The following is a 24949-nucleotide window of genomic DNA, read 5'->3' as shown; positions in this document are numbered from 1 at the left end:
GGGGGCGGCGCGGCCCCTGCCGGCCCCGGGGCGGGGGGGGGCCCCCCGGGGCGAGCCCGAGCCAGCCCCGCCGCCGGGGGCGCCGGCCGGCGGGCCGCCGGCCGCGGGGGACGAGGAGACGGCGGTCGACGGGGAGTCCGACGCCGACCCGGGTAGCGGAATCGAACGCGTCGACGAGGCACCGACGCCCGGGAACGAGGGGGGGATTCCGGGCGGCAACGGCCAGGCGAACCTACACTGTCCCCGCTGCGGGTTCACCGCGGGGAGCGACCGTAGCTCGCTTCGAACCGGAGACATCTGTCCCGACTGCCGAATGGGGTACCTCGGCGTCCAGCCCGACCGCTGACCGACGAGACGACCTCGGACCGACCCGATTCGCGGCCGCGCCCTCCGACGCCGCTTTCGCTCGAGCGGGCCGGGAGACCCGACAGCGGCTATGAAAAGAGGTAAACACTCCCCCGTGTATCTCCAATTCATGAAGGAGTACAAGATGCGCCGCGGTGAGTATCTCGAGGAGCGAATCCCCGACATGGAGGGAACCGTCGAGGAGTACTTCGGCCCGATCACGGGCACCGAGGAGTTCAAGGGAAGTGACCTGTTCCTCATCGAGGAGCCCGAAAACCCCGTCTTCGAACGGATCGTCGTCGGCGCCGTCGAATACTCCGGCAAGAAGGACAAACTCGCCGTCGAGTTCCACGAGCGCGACCCGACCGAGCTCGGCCCCGACGAACTCGAGGCCGCCGGCGAGGCCGTCGACGCGAAAAACGACTTCCTGCTCGAGGCGACCGGTCGGGACGCCAAGTCCCGACGCGAGTCGATGAAACGGCAGGTCGAGGACGATCCGGATCACGACTTCGACTGACGCCCTTCTCCTCTGCGGATCGCCGCCGCGCTCCGGCGGATTCCCGCGCGTTCGGCCCTTCGCTGCGACCGCACCGAAACGGCCTGCTCGACGACGTATCCGAGAGCCGAGCGATCGGGACGAACGCGAGCGAACCGACTATCCGGGTCCGAAACGGCTATCGGATCGGCGCCGAACGATACGACGAATGGAGAGCGCATCGTTTCTGCTCGCGACGGCGCTGGCGAACGTCGGGTTCGCGGTCTTCGTCGTCGCACACGGCGCCCTGACCGACCGCGAGACGGGCAACTGGCCGTACGTGACGCTCGTGCTCGGACTGGCCGGCGTCGCCGGCTACTTCTTCTACGACGGGGACGACGGCGCGGCTTGACTCAGTCGTTCGTCGCGACGTCCTCGTCGCCGCCAGCCGGGGCCGGCGCGTCGGACCAGGCGCCCTCGGTGAGATCGATCGCGTCGGTCCACTTGGCGACGACCGACGAGACCGCGAGGTCCCCGGTGACGTTGTTCGTCGTCGCGATCCGACCCAGGATCGGGTCCACGCCCGCGACGAAGCCGACGATCTCGAGGGGGAGACCGATCGTGCTCAGGATGACCGTCAGCATGATCAGCCCAGCGCCGGGAACGCCCGCGGTGCCGACGCTGATGAGGATCACGGTAGCGAGCACGAGCACCTGCTCGCCAAGCCCCAGCGGAACGCCGACCAGGTTGGCGGCGAACACCGCCGTCACCGCCTGTCGGATCGCCGCCCCGTCCATGTTGATCGTCGCCCCCAGCGGCAGCGAAAAGCCGTAGACCGACTCGTCGATCCGGAGGTTCTCGTCGGCGTTAGCGACCGTCACCGGGAGGGTCCCGCTCGAGGAGCGGATCGCGAAGGCCGTCAGCATGGCGTCTTTCGCACCGTTGAGAAACGCCATCGGCGACTGCCCGAGGATCCCGATCGTCATCACGCCGAGGTAGGTGACGGTCATGTGAATCACGATCCCCAGCGCGATGACCCCGACGAGCGACCCCAGCTGGACGATCGCGCCCAGCCCCTCGGTGCCGATCGAGGCGGCCATCAGCGCGAAGACGCCGACGACGCCGTACTCCATGACGCCCCAGACGATCTTGAACAGCGCCTCGGTGCCGGCGTCGACGAAGGCGAAGAAGCCGTCGATCGCGTCCGCGATCGCCTCCTCGTCGGTCGCCTCGCGAACCATCGTCAGCGCCAGCCCGAACACGATCACGAAGAAGATCGTCGCGAGGATGTCGCCCTCGGCCATCGCGCCCAGCGGGTTCTCGGGGACGATCCCCAGCAGGACCTCCGTGACCGTCGGCGGTTCGGCCTCCTGGGCCTCGCCGCCGGTGAACTCCACGCCGCTTCCGGGATCGAACAGGTTCGCGACCGCGAGCCCGATCGCGGCCGCGATCGTCGTCGTCACGACGTACAGGCCGACCGTGAGACCGCCGACTTTCCCCAGTCTCGAGGGTGTCAGCTTGCGCATCCCCCCGAGCAGGGTGAAGACGACGATCGGGATGATCAGCATCTCGAGCAGGCGCAGGAAGAGGTCCCCGAGCGGGCTGAGAGCGCTGGCCTGCTCGCCGACGGTCGCCCCCAGTGCCGTTCCGAGCGCGAACGCGACCGCGATGCGATAGATGATCGGTACCGACCGGTAGCGGCGCCACGTCCGCCACAGAGTCGACTCGTGGGTCTCGCTCATCGAACGAACGGAGGAACGGGAGGTATCAACCGGTGTCGATATCGGCGAAGCTGCCCGTCACCCGCGACGGGCGAGCGGCTCAGGCGAGGAAGACGTGTCGCGGCCGCTTCTCGAGGACGTCCCGGCCGAACTCGACGGCGTCGGCGAAGGCGTCGCTGCGGAAGAACTGCATGGCGTCCTCGCGGGAGTCCCAGCGACTGGCGATGAACATGTCGTTCTCGTCCTCGAGGTTGGCCAGCAGGTCGGTCTTGCGGTGGCCCTCCATGTCCGCGAGCAGGGCGCCCGCGTCCTCGAAGGTGTCGACGAAGTCCTCGCGGTGTTCGGGTTTGACCGCGTAGAACATCCCCATCGTCCCCCAGGAGTCCTCGTCGTCGTCCCCTGCCTGCCGGACGATCTCGGGCAGGTCGGCGAGGAACCCGGCAGCGGTGTTGGCGGCCCGTTCGGTTTCCCAGAGGCTGACGACGGCGGTTTCGCTTCCCTCGTCGGCGAGTTCGCTGGGTTCGTACACGGCCGTCTTGACGTGGGTGTCGTAGTGATCGAAGTTCGTCCGCAGTCCGTCGACCTCCTCGTGCAGTTCCGCGGGGTCGGCCGCCGAGTAGAGGACGACCGCGTGGACGTCCTCGCCGTGGGGCTGGCCCGCGTAGACGCCCATCTCCTCGAGTTCGCTGCGGACGGACTCGTCATCGTCGGCGTCGTCCCCCCCGTGGTGGCGTCCGCCGTCTCCGCCGGACTCGCCGTGGTGGTGACCGCTCGAGTCGCCGTGATGGCTGTCGGTGCCGTGGCGACCGCCGTGTGCGGACTCGCCGTGATGGCCGTGCTCGGTCTCGTCCTGCGGGATCGACTCCCCCGCAAGGAAGGCCTCCAGCTGCTCGGGCGGGAACCGCCGTCCCGAGAGGAACCGGCCGAACTCCGCGAACCGCGAGGTCGAGGGGTCGAACCGCATCTCGTAGAGCAGGTCCTTGACGTCGGTCGGGTCGTCGGCGAACAGCGTCACGCCCCACTCGAAGTCGTCCAGGCCGATGCTGCCAGAGATGATCTGGGTGACCCGACCCGCGTACTCCTTGCCGATCTCGCCGTGGCTCGAGAGGTGGTCGGCCCGCTCGTCGAACGGCAGGTCGTACCAGTTGTCCGCGTCGCCGCGGCGCTTGTCCATCGGGTAGAAGCTGACGAACTCGCTGTCGGGGATCGACGGCTCGAGCCGGGTCTCGATGTACCGGCGCATCCCGGTGTCCTCGACCTCCGCGTCGTCCTCGAAGAACTCCTCGGACATGTACCCCGAGACCTCGGTCACCGAGAGGTACGAGTCCGCCCGCTCGGTGTACTCCGCGAGCGCGGTCTGCTCGAACCCTCGCTCGAGGGCGTCGATGTCCGCAAGCGTCGGCCGCAGGTGGAGCACCAGCAGGTCGGCCTTGTGGCCGAGTACCGCGAACGTCGCCGACGCGCCGTCCTCGGCGTCGACGGCGTCCTCGGCCGCGGCGAGGTAGTCGACCCCCTCCGCGAGCGCCCTCGAGCGGTGCCGTTCGGGGGCGTCCCGCCAGGCGTCCCAGTCGATCGACCGGAAGTCGTGGAGCACGTACCAGCCCTCTTCGGTCTGTGGCGGTCGTCGTCGTTCCATACGCGCGGGTTAGGGTGGCGTCGTCAAGAAGGACCGGGTTTCGCTCGAGAGCGATCGCGTCGTCGTCGTCCCCGTTCGATTGGACCGCGGCGGTACGGGTCGTCGCTCTGAGCCCGTCTCGATCGAATCGGTACACTGAACTGCGTACCCGAGTCGCCCCTACCCGTACACTCGGCACGGGGTGTCTCCTTCCGTGGTACACTCGGCGTCGGGCGTCCCCCGAACCTCGTTTCCAGAACTGACCGGGAGGATTCGAATCGCCAACGACGTCGATCGACGGATCCGTTCGGCGCTCGATCGACCGCACCCCTCGTGAACGGGGTGACCGAAACCCTTTACGTACGTCCGTTAAAACCTCGACTCACATGCGGAAGAGCGGACCGCCGAAGGGAGTGATCGCGTATCTCGTCCTCGAGTTGCTCGAGGAGAAACCCCGGTACGGGTACGAAATTCTCAAGGAGATCCGCGAGATCAGCGGCGGCCACTGGGAACCGTCCTACGGCTCGGTCTACCCCATCCTCTACAAGTTCGAGGAGAAGGGGTGGGCCGAGCGGATCGAACGCGAGGACGAACCCGACCGGAAGTACTTCGAGCTGACCGAGGACGGCCACATGGAGCTTACCGACCGCCGGGAGTCGAGCGCCGAGAAGGCCCGGGACTTCGCCGACGTCATCCTCGGGTTCTTCCACGTCTACGCGGCGTTTGCGACCGACGAGCGGTTCGAAGTTCCGGAAACCGACGGCGAGTGGCGGTTCGACGAGACGTTCAGCGCCTGGATCGTCGAGCAGGTCGTTCGCCACCACGAGCACTACTTCGATACCGACTTCGAACGTATCGAGGACACCCCCGAGGAGTTCTACGAGCGCCACGGGATCGACGAGGCGGAGTAGCTGGCGGCCCCCGAGCGCACGGTCCGTTCAGGTCAACAGCTGGGGCCCGAACAGCATCACTACGAAGCTGGCGAGCATCGTCAGCCCGACCGTGGTCGTCACCATCCGGACCATCCCTCGCGTGGCCTCGAACGGCAGCCGCGACACGACCGCCTCCGTACTGGTTCGGAGGATGTGCCCGCCGTCGAGCGGGAACGCCGGGATACAGTTGAAAAAGCCCAGTTGCACGTTGATCCACCCGGTCCAGAACAGCAGGTTGGCCGCCGCGAAGACCGCCCGGTCGCCGAACACCGAGAGCGCGCCCTCGACCTGGTAGAAGTTCTCGATCCCGCCGGTAAAGCCCGCGAAGTTGAACGGGAGGATCTCGAGAAAGCCCGCGAGCGGCAGGAAGAGTGCGAAGCCGATCTTCCCGAGGAACGAGTCCGCGAGCGGGCTGATCTCGGTGTCCCCGCCGCCCCCGAGGACCGTGAGATACGCCTCGGCGGGGTAGTGTTGAACGCCGAGCGCTTCGCTGGAGACGCCGGAGATGCCGGATATCGGTCGGTATCCGGCCGTTCCGCCGCCGGTCACCTGGCTTCGCTCGCCGAGGGTGATCTCGTACTCGACGCGCTCGCCGTCGAGGTAGCCTGCGATCGCGACCTCGTCGCCGGGATCAGTGTCACCGAGCCGATCCTGGAGCGCCGACGCCGAGTGAATCCGTTCGCCCTCGAGCTCGGTGACGACCAGCTGTCCCCCGGCCGGAGCGCCGGCGTCGGCCAGCGGCCCGTCCTCGGCGACCTCGACGGCCGCGCCGATCGGAACCTCCCGCTGATCGGTATCGCCGCCTTGGCCGACGGTCAGCGTGACGACCTCGTCGTCGCCGACGGCCTCGAGCAGTTCGTCCTCGGTCGCGACCGGGTCGCCGTCGACGGCGAAGATCGACTCGCCGGTGTCGACGCCGGCGGGGTTTCCGTCGACGGCCGCGGTGACGACCAGCGACCGCTGGACGGTCACCGTCTCCCCGTCGTTGCGCTCGAGCTCGACGGTCTCGCCGTCGGTAGCCTCGAGCAACTCGAGAAGGTGCGCCTCGTCCTCGACGGCCTCGCCGTCGAGCGCGGTGATTCGGTCGTTGGGCTCGAGGCCGGCCTCGGCGGCGGGCGATCCCGAGGCGACGCCGCCGACGGGGGCGCCGGGGGCGACGGCGATCGAGCCGACGACCGGTCCGAACAGCAGCCCGAACACGAGGATCGTAACCGCGAAGTTGTTCGTGACGCCGGCGGCGAACATCCGGGTCTGGGCGCCGCGGGAGGCCGACTTGCTGCTCTCCTGGTCGGGTTCGACGAAGGCGCCGATCGGGAGGATCGCGAGCATCGCGACCCCCATCGATTCGATGTCGATGTCCTCGACGCGACAGAGCAGGCCGTGACCGCCCTCGTGGACCACGAGCCCGACGAGCAACCCGAAGACGATTCCGGGCGTCGCCGACAGGGGAAGAAAGTCGTTGACGCCGGGAATGATCAACACGTTCCGGGGTTGCTGGACCGACGACGTCGGCTGGGGCGACGACAGCGCGGCGACCGCCGCGAACAACAGGAAGCCGAACATCGCGACCATGACGACGATCGCGACGCCGATGCCCGCGTTGGCCCACGCCCGCCAGAACCGCTTCGGGCCGGCGAGCCAGTCCAGAAACGCCCGGCCTCGTTTGGTGTGAAACGTCGTGATCGGACCCTGCGTCCCGACGTACTCGGGCAGTAATCCGGCGTTGCGAAGCGAGAGGATCACCAGCCAGTAGGCGAGGAGTCCGACGAGCACCCACGTCAGAACCGTCGAACCGAAAAGTTCCGGAACAGAGACGAAAGCGGGAGCGCCGTGTTGCATCTGTCGTAGTTCGGGGTGGCACTCTCAAATGGTTTGTGTTGGCCGGAGCTCGCCGGGCGACGGGAGAGAACCGGTCAGCGTTCCCGACGGAGCCGCGCGACAACGAACTCCCGATCGAGCTTCCCGAGGAACGAGCCGAGCTTCGGCCCCTGCTCCTCGTCAAAAAAGAGCCGGTAGCCGGCCGCGAAGAAGTCGCCGACCGCGACGTCGTGGCGCTTCGCGGTCTCGTAGATCTCGCCCTGAATCTCGTCGGGTTCGTGACCCGCCGCGACGAACTCGGCGAGCTCCTCAAGGGCGTCTTCGGTCGCCGCGTCGAACTCGTGGTCGGGGATCGCGCTGCGTTTGAGCTCGTAGTCGAACTCGTTGCCGGTTCGGCGGGCCCAGTTTCGCGCCCTCTCGACGCGCTCGAGGGCGGCCTCGACCGCCCACTCGGGTGCGTCCTCGGGAACGTGGCCCTCCTTGCGGGCGACCTCCTCGCGTAGCCCGGGATCGTCGAACATGCCCAGCACCGCGGCGAAGGTGTAGGGGAGTCGAATCCGTTCTTCCCTCGGCTCCTCGACGACGAGGGGGTAGACCCGTTCGGCGAACGCCCGCTCGTCCTCGCTGACCTCGACCTCCCCGAAGTAGGTCGCCTCGAAGCGGTCGAACTCGTCGACCAGCTGGTCGAGGCGTTCGATGCTGAAATCGCGCGCCTTCGAGGGATCCTTCGCGAAGAAGTAACGAAGCACCTCGGGTTCGAGCAGCTCGAGGACGTCCGAGACGAGGATGACGTTGCCCTCCGAGGAGGAGAACGGTTCGCCCTCGAGGGTGAACCACTCGTAGACCATCGGCACCGGGGGCTCGATCTCGAGGACGTTTCGCGCGACGTCCTGGCCGCTGGGCCAGGAGCCCTCGGCGTGGTCCTTGCCGAAGGGTTCGAAGTCCACGCCCAGCGCCTGCCACTGGCCGGGCCACTCGAAGCGCCAGGGCATCTTCCCCTCGCGGATCGTCGCGGTCCCCTCGTGGCCGCAGCCGTCGATAGTCCGGTCGCCGGCGTCCATGTCGGTACAGCGGTAGTCGACGGTCGCCGGATCCGACTCGAGGTCGACGTCGGTGACGGTCTCGGTGATCTTTCCACACTCCGAACAGATCGGGTTAAAGGGGACGTAGTCGTCGTCGACCTTGTCCTGGTACTGCGAGAGCACCTCGCGGGCTCGGTCCTGATTGGCCAGCACGTGTCGCGTCACGTCGTCGAACTCGCCGCCAGTGTAGAGCTCGGTCGTCGACACCATCTCGATCGGAACGTCGACGGCGTCGGCGCTGTCCCGGATGATCTGCGAGAAGTGCGCGCCGTAGGAGTCACAGCAGCCGAAGGGGTCCGGAATGTCGGTGTACGGCGATCCGAGGTTCCGGCCGAGCGCGCCCGCGTCGACCTCGCCGAGGTCGACGAGGTTTCCCTCGAGGTCACAGAGCGTGCGGGGCAGCTTGCGAAGCGGATCGCGGTCGTCGGCGGTGAAGACCTGGCGGACCTCGCGGCCGCGCTCGCGGAGTACCTCGGCGACGTAGTAGCCCCGCATAACCTCGTTGACGTTCCCGAGGTGGGGGACGCCCGACGGCGAGATGCCGCCCTTGATCACGATCGGGTCCTCGGGATCGCGCTGTTCGACCCGATCCGCGACCGCGTCGGCCCAGAAGACGTGACGCGCGTCGCCGTCCTCGCGCTGGAGGGTGTAGGGACTCTCGGCGTCCGGCTCGCCGCCGTCGGTCCCGTCGTCCCCGTCCGCGCTCATCGTTCCTCGTTCGCCCAGTAGGTCGGTTCCTCGCCGACGCCGTCGGGGACGACGTCGGTTCCCTCGTGGTCGCCGTGGCGGACCGCCCGCGCGATCCGATCGGGATCGGTGCCGTCGAGGACGATCGTTCGCATCCCCGAGCGCTCGATGATCTTTGCCGCGAGCAGGTCGACCGGCGCCGAGGCGCCGGCGTTCATCTCGAGGCCGGCGATGACGTCGACAAGCTCCCTGGCCGAGAGAGAGTCGTACTTCGTCGCGTCGTCGACCTCGTTGGGGTCGTCGCTGTAGACGCCGGGGACGCTGGTCGCGTAGACGAGCAGGTCGGCGTCGACGTACTCGGCGAACGCGGCGCCGACGGCGTCGGTCGTCTGTGCGGGTGCGACCCCGCCCATCACCGAGACGTCGCCGCGACGAAGCGCGTCGCCGGCCTCCTCGTAGTCCTCGGCGGGCGCGGTCACCGCGTCCTCGCCGAGCGCGGCGATGAGCAGGCGCGCGTTGAGTCGGGTGACGTCGATCCCCAGCTTGTCGAGTTCGATCTCGTTGGCCCCCAGTTCACGGGCGGCGCCGATGTACTCGCGGGCGACGCCGCCGCCCCCGACGACGGTCCCGACCCGGCAACCGTCCTCGACCAGGTCCTCGATAACCGCGGCGTGCTCGGCGACCCGATCGGCCCCGGGCTCGGGGACGAGTACACTCCCGCCGATAGAAACGACCACTTTCATCCTAACGCGGTGTAACGGGGTCGCTATCTTAAGGATTGCCAACTGCGGGGCGGCTGTGACGGGCTCCCGTGAGGTGCACTCGAACGCTCTCGGCGGTCAATCACTCCTCGAGCGAGAGGACCAGCGCGGCCCCGTCGCGTTCGAAGGCGGTTCCGAACGGGGCCGACAGCTCCCGCATCCGTTCGCGGGACCAGTCGGCGGCATCGGGGCTCGCCTCGTGGACCGCACAGTCTTCGATCTCGGTCGGGTGGAGGCGAAGTTCGAGCAACTCTCCGTCGTCGGTCGTCCGTAACACGAACAGGAAGCTCCGGTCGTTGCGAAGCGCCGGATCGACCGCGTAGTCGTCGACGAAGTCGCCCGTGTCGTAGAGGATCGGACGCCCCTCGTGGAGCTCGATCCCCTGGAAGACGTGGGCGCTGTGGCCGTGGACGACGTCGACGCCCGCCTCGACCAGCCAGCGGCCGAACGCGCGGAACGACGCGGGCGGCTCCGTAACCATGTTCGGACCCCAGTGTAGCGACGCGACCAGCAGGTCGGGCTCGGACTCGCGGGCGCGCTCGAGGGCCTCGCGGACGCACCCTCTCGTCTCCGGATCCTCGCGGTCGATCTCGATCCAGGCGGTCCCGGGCGAGGATTCGTCAGCCGCGTACTCGGGCGTGTTGTCGGTAAACGCGACGACCGCGACCTCGAGGCCGTCGACCGAAACGACCGCGGGCTCGAGGGCCTCTCCGATCGTCCCGCCCGCGCCGGTCCGGGCGAGTCCCGCCTCGTCCAGGCGATCGAGGGTGTCCCGCAGCGCCGCCACCTCGTAGTCGAGCACGTGGTTGTTCGCCAGCGCGCAGACGTCGACGCCCGCCCGCTCGAGAGCCGGGACGGCCCAGTCGGGATCCGCGCGGAAGTGAAACGATCGGTGTGTGCGCCGCCACTTCGTCCCGCCGTTCGAGAGGGCGCACTCGAGGTTGCACACCAGGCCGTCGAGACCACGAAGGCGCTCGAGGGCGGTCCCCCACACCGCCTCGACGGGGCGGCGCCGCTGGCGGTCGTCGACGACCCGACCGAGCATCACGTCGCCGGTGAAACCGATTCGGGTGGCCATACGCGCTCGTTCGCGCCGCAGACACAAAGACCGACCCCGAGACGGCGACAGCTACAAACCGGAACCGACCCAATCCTCCGATATGTACGTACTCGGCTGTCTGAGCCGCGGGACGAGCGACGAGGCCCTCGAGCGCGTCGTCGACCGCGTCGTCGATCGGCTCTCTCGGGAGGGACGGGTCGGCGTCGTCCGGTACGACGCGACGATCGCCGACGGCACCCAGGAGTCGCTGACGATCGGCGGCGACGTCACCTACGGGCTCGGCGCCGACGGCGACTGGACCGCCTCGGGAACCGGGATGTCGGTCGCCGACGCGCTGGCGGCGCTTTCGACCGACTGCGAGTACGCCGTCGTCGTCGGCGTCCCCCGGTTACGGTACCCGACGCTCGTCGTTGGCGACCCCTCGGAGACCGACGAGAACGTCCTCGCGACCGTCTCAGGGCCCGTCGACCTCGAGGAGGAGGCCCTCGTCGAGGACCTCGTAACCGAGGAACCCTACGAGACCCTCGAGTCGCTCGTCGCGCGAGTCAAGCGGTCTCCGCGAGCCGACCGCGCGGGCGCGATCGCGACCTTTACCGGGCGGGTGCGGGCGAAAGACGACCCGGACGACGCGCGCACCGAGTTCCTCGAGTTCGAGAAGTACGAGGGGGTCGCCGAGGAGCGGATGGCCGCCCTCGAGCGTGACCTCGAGGCCAGAGAGGGCGTGTTCGACGTCGAGCTCTACCACCGCACCGGCGTCGTCGGAGACGGGGAGGACATCGTCTTCGTCGTCGTCCTCGCGGGTCACCGCGAGGAGGCGTTCCGAACGGTCGAGGACGGAATCAACCGCCTGAAAGACGAGGTGCCGCTGTTCAAGAAGGAAGTGACCGTCGAGGACGAGTTCTGGGTACACGAGCGAACCTGATCGCGTCGATCGAACCGAAACGATCGATACGGGGGTCGTCCAACGGACCTGCCATAGCAAGCAAATCCGAAATAGTCAAGTAATACTATAATTAATTAATTCCTTATAAAGTGTACTGCAATAATAAGTTAGAGGGAGTTATAAATCGTCTAAGCCATTATTAACTATTCGTAAACGGTTTCAAAAAAGACTCCATCGGCCACATTATTTCACGTCACTTTGAACGAAATTGAAATCTCGCTAATCGTCCTTCCTTTATAACATATACCGGCTGAAACTGAGTGATGTCGATGAGCACGACAGCCTAACCCTCCACGGAAAGCAAAGAACGGCGGCTGAAAAATTACCTGCGCGAACGAGCCGAAGACGGGGAACTGTACTTCAAGGGGAAGTTCATCGCGGACGACGTCGACATGTCCCCGAAGGAGATCGGCGCGTTGATGGTCAAACTCGCCGACTCCGCGACCGATCTCGAGGTCGAGAAGTGGTCGTACACGAGCGCGACGACCTGGCGCGTGGAAGCCGTCTGAGCTGTCGGCTCTCGACGGAACCGATACCTCCCGCGCCGGCACGACTGGGGTCGTCCGGCGCGGCACCCCCCTGATCACACGATTGCGACTGCGTCCGCGTTCCGCCGACTGTCTCGGGACGCGGGGTCACTCACTTCTTTCGAGACGGATCGCGGGAGGGAAGCCGATTTATACGAGCAGCCGCTGACTTCGGACGATGGACGACGTCGATCCGTCCGGCGATGGGACGGCGGGCGGCCGAACCGCCCCCCTCGACGACGGACCGCCGCTCGAGCGAATCGAGTCCGTGTTTGCGGTCTACGAAACCCGGCGAGAGGACGATCAGCTCGTCTACTACGGCGATCCGCTGGTCGCCCCCGAACCGCTGATGCGGGAGCTGTGGCCGATCTTTCGAGAGGGCGGCTACGATCTCGAGTTGACCAGACGCCACGGCGAGTACGCCCTCGTCGCCGAGCCGACCAGCATCGGAATCGACGGGGTTCCGTGGACGAACGTGTTCCTGTTGCTCGCGACGGTCGGATCGACGCTGTTCGCCGGGTCGATGTGGTACCACATCGACCCGTTCTCGGACCCGCTGGCGATGGTGGACGCCTGGCCGTTCATGGTCGCGATCCTGAGCGTGCTCGGGATCCACGAGATGGGTCACTACGTGCTGAGTCGCTACCACGGAGTCGACGCCTCCCTTCCCTACTTCATCCCGGTACCGACGCTGATCGGGACGATGGGCGCCGTGATCAAGATGAAAGGGCGAATGCCCGATCGGAAGGCGCTGTTCGACATCGGCGTCGCGGGTCCACTGGCGGGCCTGATCGCGACGGTCGTCGTCACGGTCGTCGGGCTACACCTGCCGCCGGTCACTGCGCCTGAATCCGTCGTCGCGGATCCGAACGCGATTCGGATCGACCTCGGCTATCCGCCGTTACTCGAGTGGCTCGCGGCCGTCTTCGACCGGCCGCTGTACCGCGACGATCCCGCCACGTCGGTCAACCCCGTCGTCATCGGCGGCTGGGTCGGGATGTTCGTCACCTTCCTCAACCTCATCCCGGTCGGCCAGCTCGACGGCGGGCACATCCTCCGGGCGATGGCGGGTCGCCTCCAGGAGACGATCGCGGCGCTGGTACCGGGCGCGCTGTTCGGCCTCGCCGCCTACCTCTACTACGTGGGCGACCACAGCGGTAACACGGTGTTCGTCTGGGTGTTCTGGGGGATCTTCACCGCGGTGCTTGCCTCGGTCGGGCCGGCGAGCCCGATCAGGGACGAGCGGCTCGACCCTGGCCGGTTCCTGCTCGGCGTCGTCACGTTCGGCCTCGGCGCGCTATGTTTCATGCCCGTTCCCGTCGCCGTCGTTCAGTGATCAGCCCTCCCCGTGAGTTTTCCCCCCGCCCGCGGGCGCCTGGTCGTCGACGGTGATGCCGCCGTCGGGCCCGACGACGCCCCCGACCCGCGAGAGAGGGACGCCGACGGCCTCCCGAACCGCCTCGAGCTCCGCTTCGGGAACCGTGACGACGAGTTCGAAGTCCTCGCCGAACGTCGTCGCGCGCTCGAGGGCCTCGTCGTCGTTCTCCGAGACCGATTGCACGGCCTCGTCGACCGGAATCGCCGCCGAGTCGACCGCGAACCCGCAGTCGCTCGCTTCCGCGAGCTGGTGGAGCGACCGGGCGAGCCCGTCGCTCGAGTCCATCATCGCGGTCGCGTGTGAGGCCAGCGCCCGCCCCGCCGCGATCCGGGGCTCGAACCGGAACAGCTCGTTCGCGCGCTCGCGGGCGTCCGGGTCGTCCTCGCGTGCACCTCGTCGAAACAGCTCGAGGGCGGCCGCGCTCCGTCCGAGCGTTCCGGTGACACAGACCGCGTCGCCCAGGCGGGCGCCGCTTCGCGGAACGGGGTCGTCGGTCCGGCCGATCGCGGTCGTCGCGACGGTGAACTCGTCGTGGCCGTCGAGGTCGCCGCCGACGTACTCGCCGCCGACCGCCTCGCAGACGTCTCGCGCGCCGCGAACGAACGCGAGCAGTTCTTCCTCGCGGAACTCGGGGGCCGCGTAGGCGGCGACCGCGGCCGTCGCCGAGGCCCCCATCGCGGCGACGTCCGACAGCGAGGCACCGACCGACCGCCAGCCGGCCGTGTAGCGGGTCGTCCCCGACGGAAAGTCCGTTCGCTCGTGGAGCATGTCCGTGGTCACGACCAGCCCGTCGACGACCGCCGCGTCGTCGCCGGCCGGGTGGAGTTCCCCCTCCAACAGCGCCAGTGCGGCGCGCTCGTCCATACCCGGCGTTTCGGGGCCAGAACGAAAAACGGTCCGGACCGCGTCCGGCGGCGAGGACGGCGCTCGGGGTCGAGCTCGGGGAAAGACGATGGTCTTAAATGCCGCGGCGGGGAACCCAACGCCAATGGCTACGATGTACGACGTTCCGGCGGACGACCTCATCGAGGCGCTCGCCGAGGACCTCGAGGACCGACTCGACGAACCCGACTGGGGCCAGTTCGCCAAGACCGGTGTCGACCGCGAACTGCCGCCCGAACAGGAGGACTTCTGGGCGACTCGCGCCGCGAGCCTCCTGCGAAAGGTCGCCGATCGCGGCCCGATTGGCGTCGAGCGCCTCTCGACGGAGTACGGCGGCACCAAAGGCGGCACGAACCGCTACCGCGTCGCGCCCGACCGTCGCGCCGACGGCTCGAAGAACGTGATCCGAACGATCCTCCAGCAGCTCGAGGAGGAAGACCTCGTCGAGACCGCCGAGGGAGAGGGTCGCCGCATCACCGCCGACGGCCGGAGCCTGCTCGACGATACCGCCGGCCAGGTTCTCGAGGAGCTCGACCGACCGGAGCTCGAGCGCTACGCGTAGAGGCGAGTTCGACGGACCGTTTTCGCGCCGTTGGCCGACCAGCGACGGCGCTCGCACGGAGCGTCCGTAATCATTTTCCGCGTTCCCGAGCAACGGTCTACCATAGCTATGAGCGGCTCACCAGACGACGAGAAACTCGAGGAGCTCCGACAGAAGAAGATGGAACAGCTCCAGGACCGCGCCGAAGGCGGCGAGGCCGATCAGGCCAACCGGGAGGCCGCCCAGCAGCAGGCCGAGGCCCAGAAGCAGGCGCTGCTCCGCCAGCACCTGACCGACGACGCTCGCAAGCGGCTCAACACGGTCAAGATGAGCAAGGAGCAGTTCGGCGAACAGGTCGAACAGCAGGTGATCGCGCTGGCCCGCAGCGGACGCATCCAGGGGAAGATCGACGACGAGAAGATGAAACAGCTCCTCCAGGAGCTCAAACCCGACTCGAAGAGCTTCGACATCAAGCGCCGGTGATGGAGCTCGGACTGCTCTACAGCGGGGGGAAGGACTCGACGCTCGCGGCGCTCGTCCTCGAGGAGTTTTACGACGTGACGCTCGTGACGGTCAGTTTCGGCGTCAGCGACGACTGGAAACACGCCCGCGAGACCGCCGCGAGCGCCGGCTTCGACTTCGAGCGCCTCGAGCTCGGCACCGAGGTCGCCCGCGAGGCCGTCGATCGGATCCGCGAGGACGGCTTTCCCCGCAACGGGATTCAACACGTCCACCAGCGCGCCCTCGAGGCCCTCGCCGAGGGGCGGTTCGACGCGGTCGCCGACGGCACCCGACGGGACGACCGCGTGCCGACCGTCTCGCGGGCCCAGGCCCAGAGCCTCGAGGACCGCCACGGCGTCGACTACGTCGCGCCGCTGTCGGGGTTCGGCCGCGAGGCGGTCGACCGGCTCGTCGAGGACCGCCTCGAGGTGACCGCGGGTCCGAGCGAGTCGATCGACCGCGCGGACTACGAGGGGGAGCTGCGCGCGCTCATCGCCGCGGAGGACGGTCCCGAGGCGATCGAAGAGCTATTTCCGGACCACGAACAGACGTACGTGACGGGAGTCAGATGAGCGAGTTCCCGCGTCACCGATCGCGGTTACGTTTCCAGAGCCCGTAGTTCAGCGCCGTCGCGAACGCGACCCAGCACAGGTACGGTACCAGCAACAGCGCCGCCCGGCGATCGATGCGAGCGAACGCGACGATCGTCGCAGCGATCGCTGGTCCGAGCAACGCGACGACGACGAGCCCGCCGAGGATCGACCGCCGACCGAAGAAGACGAGCGACCAGAGCGCGTTCAATGCGAGCTGCAGGAGGAACGTCCGCTCGGCGCGTCGTTTTCGCCCCGCGCTCGCGGTTCGCTCACGACGGATCAGGTGCCACGCGACTCCCATCGTGGCGAACAGTGCGGTCCAGACGGGCGGAAACACCCAGCCAGGCGGCGTTTTCGGCGGTTTCTCGAGGGTCGGATACCACTCGTTCACGTCCTCGGCGGTCAACAGCCCGGGGACGACACCGGCGAGTTCGCAGAAGCCGACGGCAAGACCCAGCTCCCGCCACTCGCCGTCGCCGAGCGTCTCGGGAGCGGCCCGATCGATTTGTGGAGGCATACGACGCCTTCACCGTTGGAGTATAAATCTCTCCGTCCGCTCGACGGACAGTCGCCACGTCTCGACAGTGGTTTCGAGCTCGAGCGGTCGCACGCCCAAACGAAAGGTTAGAAGGTCGCCGTCGCCGAACGGTGGGATATGTACGACGGCATCAAGGGGTTTCGTGACTTCTACCCCGGCGAGATGGCCGCCAGGCGGGCGACCACCGACACGATCGAGGACGCCGCCCGCCGGTACGGCTTCCGCGAGATCGGCACGCCCGCGCTCGAGCGCGCGGCGATGTGGACCGACAAGAGCGGCGACGAGATCGTCGAGGAGCTGTACGCCTTCGAGGATCAGGGCGGGCGCCACGTCGCGTTGACCCCCGAGTTGACCCCGACGGTCGCGCGGATGGTCGTCGCCAAACAACAGGAGCTCTCGAAGCCGATCAAGTGGTTCTCGACGCGCCCGTTCTGGCGCTACGAGCAGGTCCAGCAGGGTCGCCAGCGGGAGTTCTACCAGACCAACGTCGACATCTTCGGCTCCTCGGAGCCCGAGGCCGACGCCGAAATCCTCGCGTGGGCCGCCGACGCCCTAACCGACCTCGGACTCACCGAGGAGCACTTCGAGTTCCGGATCTCCCACCGCGACATCCTCGGGGGCGTCCTCGAGAGCTACGAGGCCGACGTCGAGACGACCGAGGCGATCCGGGCGGTCGACAAGTCCGGTAAGATCTCGACCGCCGAGTACCACGACCTGCTGGCGGAAGCGGGGCTGACGTACGACCAGGCCGCCGAGTTCGACGACCTGATCGCGGGGGGCGACCTCGAGGCCGTCGAATCGTTCGCAGACACCGAGCGCGTGACGGCGGCCGTCGAGAACCTCCGGAACGTCCTCGCGGCGGCCGAGGACTTCGGCGCTCGCGAGCACTGTACGATCTCGCTCGAGACGGCCCGCGGGCTCGACTACTATACGGGCGTCGTCTTCGAGTGCTTCGACTCGACGGGCGAGGTCTCCCGGTCGATCTTCGGCGGGGGCCGTTACGACAACCTCATCGAGAGCTTCGGGGGCCAGCCCACGCCCGCGGTCGGGGTCGCGCCCGGCCACGCGACGCTGTCGCTGCTCTGTCAGCGTGCTGGCGTCTGGCCCGAGGAGGCGGTGACCACTGACTACTACGTGTTGCAGGTCGGCGACACCCGCGCCGAAGCCGCCCGCATCACCCGCGAACTTCGCGAACGGGGTCACGTCGTCGAGACCGACGTCGCCGGCCGTTCGTTCGGCGCGCAGCTAGATTACGCCGACTCGATCAACGCCGAGACGGTCGTGATCGTCGGCGAGCAGGACCTGGCGAACGACGAGGTGACGATCAAGGACATGGAGACGGGCGACCAGGTCCAGACCGCCGTCGAGGAGTTCCCGGGAGACCTCGAGCACCCGACGCTCGAGGACTTCGCGTAGCGGTTCCAGTTTTCAACTCGCCTCGGCGTCGGGACGGTACCGCCGGCTGACGGCCTTCCAGCGCCCGCGCCGGAACAGCCAGTAGTTGATCCCGCCCGGGACGGACGTCTCGAGCAGGAAGGCGAGGTAGAGTCCCCCGACGCCGAGCGGGGTGACGAGCCCCAGCGTCGCCGCGGGTAACGCGAAGAGGTACCGACCGACCAGCGAGGCCACGAGCGGGAGCCGGGTGTCGCCAGCGCCGAGCAAGGCGCCCGCCGCGGCGCCGTCGACGCCGAGGCCGATCGCGCTGACGGCGCCGACGGCGACGAACGTCGCGGCCAGCGAGACCTCGTCGGGTTGGCTCACGAACAGCCCCGCGATCGGATCGGCGAACGCGACGACGGCGGCGGCGATCCCGACGTAACAGACCGCCGAGAGCCGGACGATCCCCTCGCCGTAGGCGCCGGCTTCTTCCTCCTCGTTCGCGCCGAGGTACTGGCCGACCAGCGAACTCGAGGCCAGTCCCATTCCCCAGTTGACGCTGTTGATCAGGCTGCGGACGCGGCGGCCGACCTCCAGGGCGGTGACGACGACCGGGCCGAACGAGGCCGCGATCCACAACAGCGGGAAGACGACGACCCCCTGGGCGAGTCGGCGTCCGATTTCGGGGATGGAGATCTCGACGAGGTCACGGATCACGCCGACCTCGAGCCAGGGCCCCTCGAGGGCGATCGGGACGGGACTCGGTTCCATCCCGAGAACGCCGTAGGAGCGCCCGATCATCCCCCACGCGAGGACGACCGTGACGAACCCCGTCGAGAGGGTCGTCCCGAGCGCGGCCCCGGCGGCCCCCATCTCGAGTCCGAAGATGAACGCGGCGCTGAGCAGGACGTTCAATATCGCGCCGCCCGCGCGGGCCATCATCTCGGTGAAGGTGTCGCCGACGCCGGTGTATGTTCGGCTGGCGATCAGGTTCAGCATCTCGAAGAGGGCGGCCGGCGCGACGTAGACGAGGTAGGTGCTGCCGTGAGCGAGCGACTCGGGGCCGGCGTCGAACAGCCCGATCAGCCGATCCGGGACGAGGAGGAACGCGACCGCCAGCGGCGCGGAGAGCGTGGCGGCGAGCACGACGCTTTGCGTGACGACCAGGGACGCCCGCTCGCTCTCCTCGCCGCCGTAGTTCTGGGAGACGAGGCTGACGGTGCCACCCGCCAGGCCGAGTCCGAGCATGGCCACGATCTCCCAGTAGGCCAGCGCGAAGGCCAGGCCGGCGGTTCCGGCGGTGCCGACGGCGATCCCGACCATCGCGAGGTCGGCCGTCTGCTTGGACATGATCGCGGCACCGGTGACGATTCGGGGCCAGGCCAGCGAGACGGTCGGGCGCAGTCGCTCGGCGTCGATGACTCCCAGTCGCTCGAGCGCGCTCGCGACGACCGCGACCGCGGCAGCCAGCCGTCCCGTCATCGATCGCCGGGTACCGGACCGCGGGCTTCGGTCCGTCGCCTGCGGCCCTCGGAAGGCGCGCTCGAGGTGCGGGTCGCGGGGATCACGGTCGCAGCCGCGAGAGCATCGCCCTCAGGTGGGTCGGCGAGACCAGCGACGTGGGTCGATCCATATGGACGCCGATCTCGCCCGACAGCGCGCTCAGTCCCAGGCGCTGGACGGGTTCGGGCAGGGAGTAGGCTCGCCGGAGCCAGTGACCCAGGCGCTGGTCGCGTTCTAAGTCCTCGCGCCAGGCACGCTCGTAGGCCGCGAGGCTGGTCGGTCGGTCGGAATCGATCTCGCGGGCCGCGTGGTCCGCGGCCGTCGTTCCGTAGAGGATCCCGCCGCCGGTGAACGGTTTGGTCTGGGCCGCGGCGTCGCCGATCAGGAAGCCCCGGCGGCTCGTCACTCGATCCGCGGGGCCGATCGGGATCGCCCCCGAACACCGGTGGGCGACGTCGATCTCGTAGCCGTCGATCAGCTCCTCGAAGTGTTTGGTGACCTCGACGCCCGGCGGAGCCGCGAGGCCGTACTCGACGCCGGCCTCGCCGCGGGGGATCCGCCAGGCGAAGAACGTCGGCGGAGTGAGGTGAACGTCGACGAAGTCCTCGTGGTCGTCCTCCTCGGAAAAGGCTAGCACGCCGTGGAGCAGCTCGTCGGGCTCGGGGAGGCCGAGCTCCTGGCGGACCCGCGACCGGGGGCCGTCACAGCCCGCGACCATCTTCGCCTGGAAGGTCGTGGGACCGTCGGGGCCGCTGGCGACGACCTCGACGCGGTCACGGTGTTCGGTGACGCTCGTGACGGAGTGGTTCTCGCGGACGTCGGCGCCGGCCTCGCGAGCCAGGTCGGCGAGGTGGCGATCCAGCCCGACGCGGTCGATGACGTTCGAGGCGACCTCGCGCTTGTAGAAGGGATAGGCGTCGCTACGGGGACCGCCGACGTGAAAGCGCGCGCCGTAGATCTCGTTCTGGAGCAGTTCCTCGCGGGCGCCCTCGCCCGTCACGCTCCAGATATCCGTACTGACGTGGCCCGAGCAGGCCAGCGGCGTGCCGATCGTCCCCTGCTCTAACGCGAGGACGTCGTGGCCGCGCTCGGCCGCCCGGCGAGCGAACCGCGCCCCGGCGGGGCCGACGCCGACGACGACGAAATCGTACATATACCCTCCGTCTCACTCGGACGGTAAGAAGGTCTCGAGTGTCGCTCGCCGGGCGGGGCGACGGCCGCGTCCGCGCCCTCGATCTCCGCGACAAGAGTTATTGGACATCCGATAGTACCTCGGGGTGTGCAAACCGGACACGCGGCCGACGAACGGATGCTCGAGCGCGAGCGCCGGCTGCTGGCCGTTCTCGTCCTCGGGCCGCTCGTGCTCGTCCAGTTCGTCCTGCTGTACGCGGAACTGGGCGATCGCGGTCTCGCCGGGATCGCGCCCGGCCTGATCGGGCTCTACGCCTGCGGAGCGGTCGCCCTCGCCGCCCTCGTCGACCGCCACCGCACGCTCGAGTTCAAGCTGGCGCTGTCGGGCGGGCTGGCCGTCCTCGCGGGTACGTCGGCGCTCCTGTTCTCCGAGACGACGTCCGTCCTCGGGGCGCTCGGATTCGGGGCGGCGACGCTGTACTACGCGTGGCAGGCTCGAGGCGATTCGGCTCGACGGTAGCCGGAGCGCGGTCCGAAACCGACACCGTCTGCGAGCGGACACCGGTGTTCCGCGTCGAAGGGGAACCGAGCGTTCTACGGCTCGTAAGCGATCTCCTCGACGGCGACGACCAACCGGTAGAACAGGAACAGAACGAAGGCGGAAATCCCGACGGTACCCGCGACGAACAGCCACAGGAACACCTGGCCGGTCAGCAAGGCGTACGCGAGGATCACGAGGAGACCGACGACGAGAGCGGCGCTAACGGCGGTCGGGAATTCGGGGTGTACGGTCGCGGACGGCATACGCGGTGGCTGGCCCCACCGCTACAAGTGCTTTCGGTAGGACACTTCGCTCTCGAGACAGCCCGTCGCGATCGGTTCGGCCTACTCCTCGAGCAGCTCCCAGAACCGCTCCTGGTCGCCCTCGAAGCGCTCGAGCAGGGCCCGGGCCTCCGCACGCAGTTCGTCGTCGACGACGACGTGGACCATCCCCTCGTCGGGTTGGCCGTAGACGACGCTGGCGCCGTCGGGGGCGACGACGATCGCCGGCAACACGACCAGATCCTCCTCGCCGTCGACCAGCACCGTCGTCGGCGCCTCGCGCTCGAGGCTCTCCCGGAGCGTCTCGACGACGTCGGCGGTGAGCTCGGCGGGCGGGTTCCGCGCCTCGACGCTGACTCGCTCGGTGACGGTCTCGCGGATCTCTTCCTCGACGAGTTCGCGTTTGGTCCGCTCGTCGACGAGCGCGACGTCGGGTTCTCGGCCGGCGCGGACGAAGTGGTAGGTGACGACGTCGCCGACGGCGATCAGCGGCCCCGAGACCGCCTCGAGGAGCACGTCGGCGTCGGTCTCGATCGGACCCATTGGCTCCTTGAGTTCGTGGCGCAACTCGTCGGGCAAAACCAGCAGCTGGTCGTCCGCGCGGGCGTCGTCGCCGTCGTCGTGAACCACGTTACCGGACCTTCAGCGCGTACGCGCCGGGTTCGGTGACCTGCATCTCCGTGGCGATCTCGCTGTCCTCGGGGTGGGCGATGACGACGTAGCCCGCCCAGTCCTCGGTCAGCGAGGAGGAGTTACAGGAGTCACAGGTGTCGCTGTCGGGATCGTTGACCCGGTGGCACTCGCGACAGACGAGTCGATCGGATGCCATCGTTACTCACCCGTGGCCGCTTCGCGTTTCTCGTGGTCCTCCTCGAGCCAGCCGTGCTTGCCGAGTCCGGGCTGTTTCGCGGTGAGACCGATCTTCGAGTCCCGGGGGTTGCGCTCGTCGATGCTCTTGGTGACGATGCGCGCTCGAACAGCGTCGTCGACCCCCAGCGTGCGGTTGGACTCGTTCGAGGCGAGTTGCTGGTTCTCGCCGTCGAAGGCGAGGTACTCGTCGGAGATCTGGGAGACGTGCAGCAGTCCGTCGACGGGGCCGATCCCGACGAAGGCGCCGAACTCGACGACTTCGACGATCGTGCCGTCGACGACCTCCTGCATGTCCGGATCGAAGGTGACGGCGTCGAACTCGGCCTCGTAGTAGACCCCCGGTTGGTTCGGGAGCACGGCCCCCTCGCCGATGTCGTGGACCTCCGTGATCGAGACGACGCTGCCGACCTGTTCGTCCATGCGCCCCTCGAGTTTGTCCTGCAGCAGTTGCTTGACCAGCTTCGGCGAGACGTCACCGAGCGCCTTCGGCGGTACTTCGACCGTATCCGTTAGTCTGACCCGTTTGTACATCTATGGTTGAGTGATTGCCAGCTTGTTTCTCCCGCGTAATGCAAGTACCGGTATGCTCGCCTCGAGCACCCGGTCGCGCAGCGGGCGATCGTTCGTGACGACGTAGTCGACGCTTCCCTCCCGGGCGAGTTCGACCAGCGCGTCGTCGGCGTACGATTCCTCCGTGTCGACGACGAGACAGCGTTCGGTCGCCAGGTCGTGACCGACCGAGGCGGCGGTCCCCTCGGTGCCGCCCTTCTCCGAGAGCCGCCGGAGCTCCTCGATGACCGGTTGGGGCGCCACCAGTTCGGCGGCGCCGATCACCCGCTCGAGTTCGTCGAACAGGCGGACGTCGAGTTCGACCGGCATCATCAACGCGCTCGTGTCGAGGGCGACCCGGGTGCTCATACTCGCTGTCGTGTTACTCCCGAAGCGTTCCCAGTCCGATCAGTCGCCAGCGGGCGCCGATCCGACGGTTGATCGCGATCTTCGAGCCCGGCTCGGCCGAGACGGGGCGTTTGAGTTTGACCTCGCACTCCCCGCTGCGGGCGCTGGTGACCGCGCCGACGGTCGTCGCCGTTCCGACGGTCATCATCAGGGGCTCGCCGGTGCTGATCTCGTCGACGGCCGCGGCGTCGCCCTCCTGGCTCGCGTCCTCGACGTTGCCGACGACGCGGTCGAGCAGGTCGACGTCCATCGTGAACTGCTCCCAGATCGGCGGCAGCGATCCCGGCGGGCCGGCGATCTGTCCGGCGAGGGCGTCGCCTTTCGTCAGCGACGGGTCCAGCCCGGTGCCGACCCCGAGCAGTCCGCCGGGGGTGACCCGCTCGGCGTCGGCGCCACCGGCCTGGAGCGAGCGGACCGTCGTCTGGATCGGAACGTACTCGGTCTGACCGCCCTCCTCGACCTCCCGTCCCGGACGGATCTCGAGGTCGTCGCCGACCTCGAGTTCGCCCCGGATGAGGCTGCCGCCGAGGACGCCGCCGGCGAGGTTCTCGGCGGTCGTTCCGGGCTTGTTGATGTCGAAACTCCGGGCGACGTGCATCCGGGGATCGGTCTCGGGATCCCGCTCGGGCGTGGGAATCTCCTCCTCGATCGCCTGGATCAGCAGGTCGAGGTTGACCTCCTGGCCCGCCGAGACGGGAACGACGGGAGCGTCCTCGGCGACGGTGCCTTCGACGAACTCCTGAATCTCCTCGTAGTTCCGTCGGGCCTGCTCAGCGTCGACGAGGTCGACCTTGTTCTGGGCGATGACGATGTTGTCGATCCCGATGATGTCAAGCGCCATCAGGTGCTCCTCGGTCTGGGGCTGGGGGACGGGCTCGTTGGCGCTGACGACCAACACCGCGCCGTCCATCAGCGAAGCCCCCGAGAGCATCGTCGCCATCAGGGTCTCGTGGCCGGGCGCGTCGACGAACGAGACGGTCCGCAGCGGCTCGCTCGGCGACCCGTCCGCACACTCCTGCTCGACGGTGTAGCGCTCGGGTTCGTCCAGATCGGGACAGTGCCGGAACGTCGCGTCGGCGTACCCCAGTCGGATCGAGATACCGCGTTTCATCTCCTCGCTGTGCTGGTCGGTCCACGATCCGCTGAGTGCCTGCACCAGCGTCGTCTTGCCGTGATCGACGTGGCCGACGAGTCCGATGTTCACCTCCGGTTGTTGAATTCCTGCCATAAGACGATGAGTAATCTTAGGTAGGAGTTCCCCCGTGCGACTGATAAACCTACTGTTCTCGGGGCGTATCACGCCGCCGAAGCGTCCCGAGCGGTCGGACCATTCCGTCTCGAGGATGGTGCCGTTCGATCCCCGTCGTCTTCGATCGCGCGGCAAGCGGCGCCGACGCCGCGCTCGAACCGGACCGCTCACCCCGCGTCGTCGGTCGACGCCGATCCCCCGTCGACGTGCGGTTCGTTCGACAGCCCCGAACCCTCGTCGCTCTCTACGAGCTCGAACTCCGTCGAGCCACACCGACAGCTCTCGCTTCCGATCGCTTTGATCGTTCCGTCCGGCCACTGCCTGGCCGCGTAAACGGCGCCACAGTCCGCACACTCCGCGAGTTCTCTGGAAACGTCGTCCCGGTTCGCCATTCCTCACCGGGAGGTGGTGGCGTTCGTAAATCAGCGTTTCGCTCGCGGTGGGCCGCGAACTGCGGACGCTCGGATTGACATCCACCCCGCGCTAAAGGGCGAGGATTCCACGATGTGGAGTTTGAGGTTCCGTGTTTCCTCGGGGTTCAAGTACGCTTTCGCGTGACCCTTCGACGGAAGCCGTCCAATTGTGACCGAGGACGTGCATTGCAACGGGTACAGCCCTGTCAACGGGGCCTTCCCATCCAG

General features: G+C 68.0%; 28 protein-coding genes and 1 pseudogene. 12 read left to right on the top strand and 17 right to left on the bottom strand.

The features are described from left to right. From GWG54_RS17865 to GWG54_RS17855, 3 genes and pseudogenes are all read left to right on the top strand, one after another. Positions 1–346 (top strand): annotated as a pseudogene (locus GWG54_RS17865) (hypothetical protein); the annotation flags it as partial. Positions 347–475: 129 nt separating this feature from the next. Beyond that, positions 476–862, top strand: a complete 387-nt coding sequence (locus GWG54_RS17860; RefSeq protein WP_167939038.1) for a DUF5611 family protein — start codon at positions 476–478, stop codon at positions 860–862. A 187-nt stretch (positions 863–1049) separates the two neighbouring features. Further along, on the top strand, positions 1050–1232 hold the full coding sequence (locus tag GWG54_RS17855; protein WP_008420481.1) for a hypothetical protein: 183 nt from the start codon (positions 1050–1052) through the stop codon (positions 1230–1232). A 1-nt stretch (position 1233) separates the two neighbouring features. Here the strand turns inward: GWG54_RS17855 and GWG54_RS17850 are convergent, their stop codons facing one another. Together GWG54_RS17850 and GWG54_RS17845 are read right to left on the bottom strand one after the other, a co-directional pair. Further along, positions 1234–2562 carry a dicarboxylate/amino acid:cation symporter gene (locus GWG54_RS17850; RefSeq protein ID WP_167939037.1) on the bottom strand — a complete coding sequence of 443 codons (1329 nt, stop codon included), beginning with the start codon at positions 2560–2562 and terminating at the stop codon, positions 1234–1236. Between the two features lie 79 nt (positions 2563–2641). Then, complete coding sequence (locus GWG54_RS17845; RefSeq protein WP_167939036.1) at positions 2642–4177, bottom strand: heme-binding protein; 1536 nt, start codon at positions 4175–4177, stop codon at positions 2642–2644. A 365-nt stretch (positions 4178–4542) separates the two neighbouring features. Between GWG54_RS17845 and GWG54_RS17840 the strand changes: the two genes are divergently transcribed. Beyond that, entirely contained in the window at positions 4543–5067 is a 525-nt protein-coding gene (locus tag GWG54_RS17840) for a PadR family transcriptional regulator (RefSeq protein WP_167939035.1), read from the top strand. A 27-nt stretch (positions 5068–5094) separates the two neighbouring features. On the opposite strand, the gene GWG54_RS17835 is transcribed toward GWG54_RS17840, so the two are convergent. From GWG54_RS17835 to GWG54_RS17820, 4 genes are all read right to left on the bottom strand, one after another. Continuing rightward, the gene (locus GWG54_RS17835; RefSeq protein WP_167939034.1) at positions 5095–6927 is read right to left on the bottom strand and encodes a site-2 protease family protein; all 1833 of its coding nucleotides are present in this window, start codon (positions 6925–6927) and stop codon (positions 5095–5097) included. Between the two features lie 74 nt (positions 6928–7001). After that, positions 7002–8696 carry a lysine--tRNA ligase gene (lysS, locus tag GWG54_RS17830; RefSeq protein WP_167939033.1) on the bottom strand — a complete coding sequence of 565 codons (1695 nt, stop codon included), beginning with the start codon at positions 8694–8696 and terminating at the stop codon, positions 7002–7004. Further along, on the bottom strand, positions 8693–9418 hold the full coding sequence (gene pyrH / locus GWG54_RS17825) for a UMP kinase (protein ID WP_167939032.1): 726 nt from the start codon (positions 9416–9418) through the stop codon (positions 8693–8695). Before pyrH ends, lysS begins: the two co-directional genes overlap by 4 nt. Positions 9419–9518: 100 nt before the next feature. Next, positions 9519–10514 carry a CapA family protein gene (locus GWG54_RS17820; protein ID WP_167939031.1) on the bottom strand — a complete coding sequence of 332 codons (996 nt, stop codon included), beginning with the start codon at positions 10512–10514 and terminating at the stop codon, positions 9519–9521. 82 nt (positions 10515–10596) lie between these two features. Here GWG54_RS17820 and GWG54_RS17815 point away from each other — a divergent pair, with 82 nt between their 5' ends. The 3 genes from GWG54_RS17815 to GWG54_RS17805 all read left to right on the top strand — a co-directional run bounded on the left by GWG54_RS17815 (position 10597) and on the right by GWG54_RS17805 (position 13302). Continuing rightward, positions 10597–11418 (top strand): molybdopterin synthase, encoded by an 822-nt coding sequence (locus tag GWG54_RS17815; RefSeq protein WP_167939030.1) that lies wholly within the window; start codon positions 10597–10599, stop codon positions 11416–11418. Positions 11419–11753: 335 nt separating this feature from the next. Next, the gene (locus tag GWG54_RS17810; protein WP_245242858.1) at positions 11754–11948 is read left to right on the top strand and encodes a hypothetical protein; all 195 of its coding nucleotides are present in this window, start codon (positions 11754–11756) and stop codon (positions 11946–11948) included. Positions 11949–12144: 196 nt separating this feature from the next. Further along, the gene (locus tag GWG54_RS17805) at positions 12145–13302 is read left to right on the top strand and encodes a site-2 protease family protein (protein WP_167939029.1); all 1158 of its coding nucleotides are present in this window, start codon (positions 12145–12147) and stop codon (positions 13300–13302) included. Here the strand turns inward: GWG54_RS17805 and thiL are convergent, their stop codons facing one another. Further along, positions 13303–14208 carry a thiamine-phosphate kinase gene (gene thiL / locus GWG54_RS17800; protein WP_167939028.1) on the bottom strand — a complete coding sequence of 302 codons (906 nt, stop codon included), beginning with the start codon at positions 14206–14208 and terminating at the stop codon, positions 13303–13305. A 124-nt stretch (positions 14209–14332) separates the two neighbouring features. Here thiL and GWG54_RS17795 point away from each other — a divergent pair, with 124 nt between their 5' ends. The 3 genes from GWG54_RS17795 (at position 14333) to GWG54_RS17785 (ending at position 15840) form a co-directional block, all read left to right on the top strand. Next, positions 14333–14788: a 30S ribosomal protein S19e gene (locus tag GWG54_RS17795; RefSeq protein WP_167939027.1), complete on the top strand. Its 456-nt coding sequence runs from the start codon at positions 14333–14335 to the stop codon at positions 14786–14788. Positions 14789–14896: 108 nt separating this feature from the next. After that, on the top strand, positions 14897–15250 hold the full coding sequence (locus GWG54_RS17790; protein WP_008420505.1) for a DNA-binding protein: 354 nt from the start codon (positions 14897–14899) through the stop codon (positions 15248–15250). Continuing rightward, positions 15250–15840 (top strand): asparagine synthase-related protein, encoded by a 591-nt coding sequence (locus GWG54_RS17785; RefSeq protein ID WP_167939026.1) that lies wholly within the window; start codon positions 15250–15252, stop codon positions 15838–15840. The genes GWG54_RS17790 and GWG54_RS17785 overlap by 1 nt, the downstream gene beginning before the upstream one ends. Before the next feature lie 13 nt (positions 15841–15853). Here GWG54_RS17785 and GWG54_RS17780 read toward each other — a convergent pair whose 3' ends face one another. After that, positions 15854–16378: a TspO/MBR family protein gene (locus tag GWG54_RS17780; protein ID WP_167939025.1), complete on the bottom strand. Its 525-nt coding sequence runs from the start codon at positions 16376–16378 to the stop codon at positions 15854–15856. Positions 16379–16516: 138 nt separating this feature from the next. Here GWG54_RS17780 and hisS point away from each other — a divergent pair, with 138 nt between their 5' ends. Further along, positions 16517–17815: a histidine--tRNA ligase gene (hisS, locus tag GWG54_RS17775; RefSeq protein WP_167939024.1), complete on the top strand. Its 1299-nt coding sequence runs from the start codon at positions 16517–16519 to the stop codon at positions 17813–17815. A 12-nt stretch (positions 17816–17827) separates the two neighbouring features. Here hisS and GWG54_RS17770 read toward each other — a convergent pair whose 3' ends face one another. Continuing rightward, a complete protein-coding gene (locus tag GWG54_RS17770) occupies positions 17828–19258 on the bottom strand; it encodes an MATE family efflux transporter (protein WP_167939023.1) in 1431 nt (476 codons plus the stop codon). 82 nt (positions 19259–19340) lie between these two features. Further along, positions 19341–20432, bottom strand: a complete 1092-nt coding sequence (locus tag GWG54_RS17765) for a geranylgeranyl reductase family protein (RefSeq protein WP_167939022.1) — start codon at positions 20430–20432, stop codon at positions 19341–19343. A gap of 126 nt (positions 20433–20558) precedes the next feature. On the opposite strand from GWG54_RS17765, the gene GWG54_RS17760 reads away from it, so the two are divergent. After that, entirely contained in the window at positions 20559–20930 is a 372-nt protein-coding gene (locus GWG54_RS17760) for a hypothetical protein (RefSeq protein WP_167939021.1), read from the top strand. Between the two features lie 74 nt (positions 20931–21004). On the opposite strand, the gene GWG54_RS17755 is transcribed toward GWG54_RS17760, so the two are convergent. The 7 genes from GWG54_RS17755 to GWG54_RS17725 all read right to left on the bottom strand — a co-directional run bounded on the left by GWG54_RS17755 (position 21005) and on the right by GWG54_RS17725 (position 24700). After that, positions 21005–21214, bottom strand: a complete 210-nt coding sequence (locus GWG54_RS17755) for a hypothetical protein (RefSeq protein ID WP_167939020.1) — start codon at positions 21212–21214, stop codon at positions 21005–21007. A gap of 81 nt (positions 21215–21295) precedes the next feature. Next, complete coding sequence (locus tag GWG54_RS17750; protein WP_167939019.1) at positions 21296–21862, bottom strand: GTP-dependent dephospho-CoA kinase family protein; 567 nt, start codon at positions 21860–21862, stop codon at positions 21296–21298. Between the two features lies 1 nt (position 21863). Beyond that, positions 21864–22061, bottom strand: a complete 198-nt coding sequence (spt4, locus tag GWG54_RS17745; protein WP_008420521.1) for a transcription elongation factor subunit Spt4 — start codon at positions 22059–22061, stop codon at positions 21864–21866. Between the two features lie 2 nt (positions 22062–22063). Then, entirely contained in the window at positions 22064–22633 is a 570-nt protein-coding gene (locus GWG54_RS17740) for a DNA-directed RNA polymerase (protein ID WP_167939018.1), read from the bottom strand. Continuing rightward, positions 22634–23020, bottom strand: coding sequence for a PIN domain-containing protein (locus tag GWG54_RS17735; RefSeq protein WP_167939017.1), 387 nt, complete (start codon positions 23018–23020; stop codon positions 22634–22636). A gap of 13 nt (positions 23021–23033) precedes the next feature. Continuing rightward, the gene (locus tag GWG54_RS17730) at positions 23034–24287 is read right to left on the bottom strand and encodes a translation initiation factor IF-2 subunit gamma (RefSeq protein ID WP_167939016.1); all 1254 of its coding nucleotides are present in this window, start codon (positions 24285–24287) and stop codon (positions 23034–23036) included. Between the two features lie 188 nt (positions 24288–24475). Continuing rightward, on the bottom strand, positions 24476–24700 hold the full coding sequence (locus GWG54_RS17725; protein ID WP_167939015.1) for a hypothetical protein: 225 nt from the start codon (positions 24698–24700) through the stop codon (positions 24476–24478). Positions 24701–24949: the final 249 nt, after the last annotated feature.

This window comes from Natronococcus sp. JC468 (genome assembly GCF_012163165.1).
GTDB classification, from domain to species: domain Archaea; phylum Halobacteriota; class Halobacteria; order Halobacteriales; family Natrialbaceae; genus Natronococcus; species Natronococcus jeotgali.
This window is presented reverse-complemented; position numbering and strand designations above follow the sequence as displayed.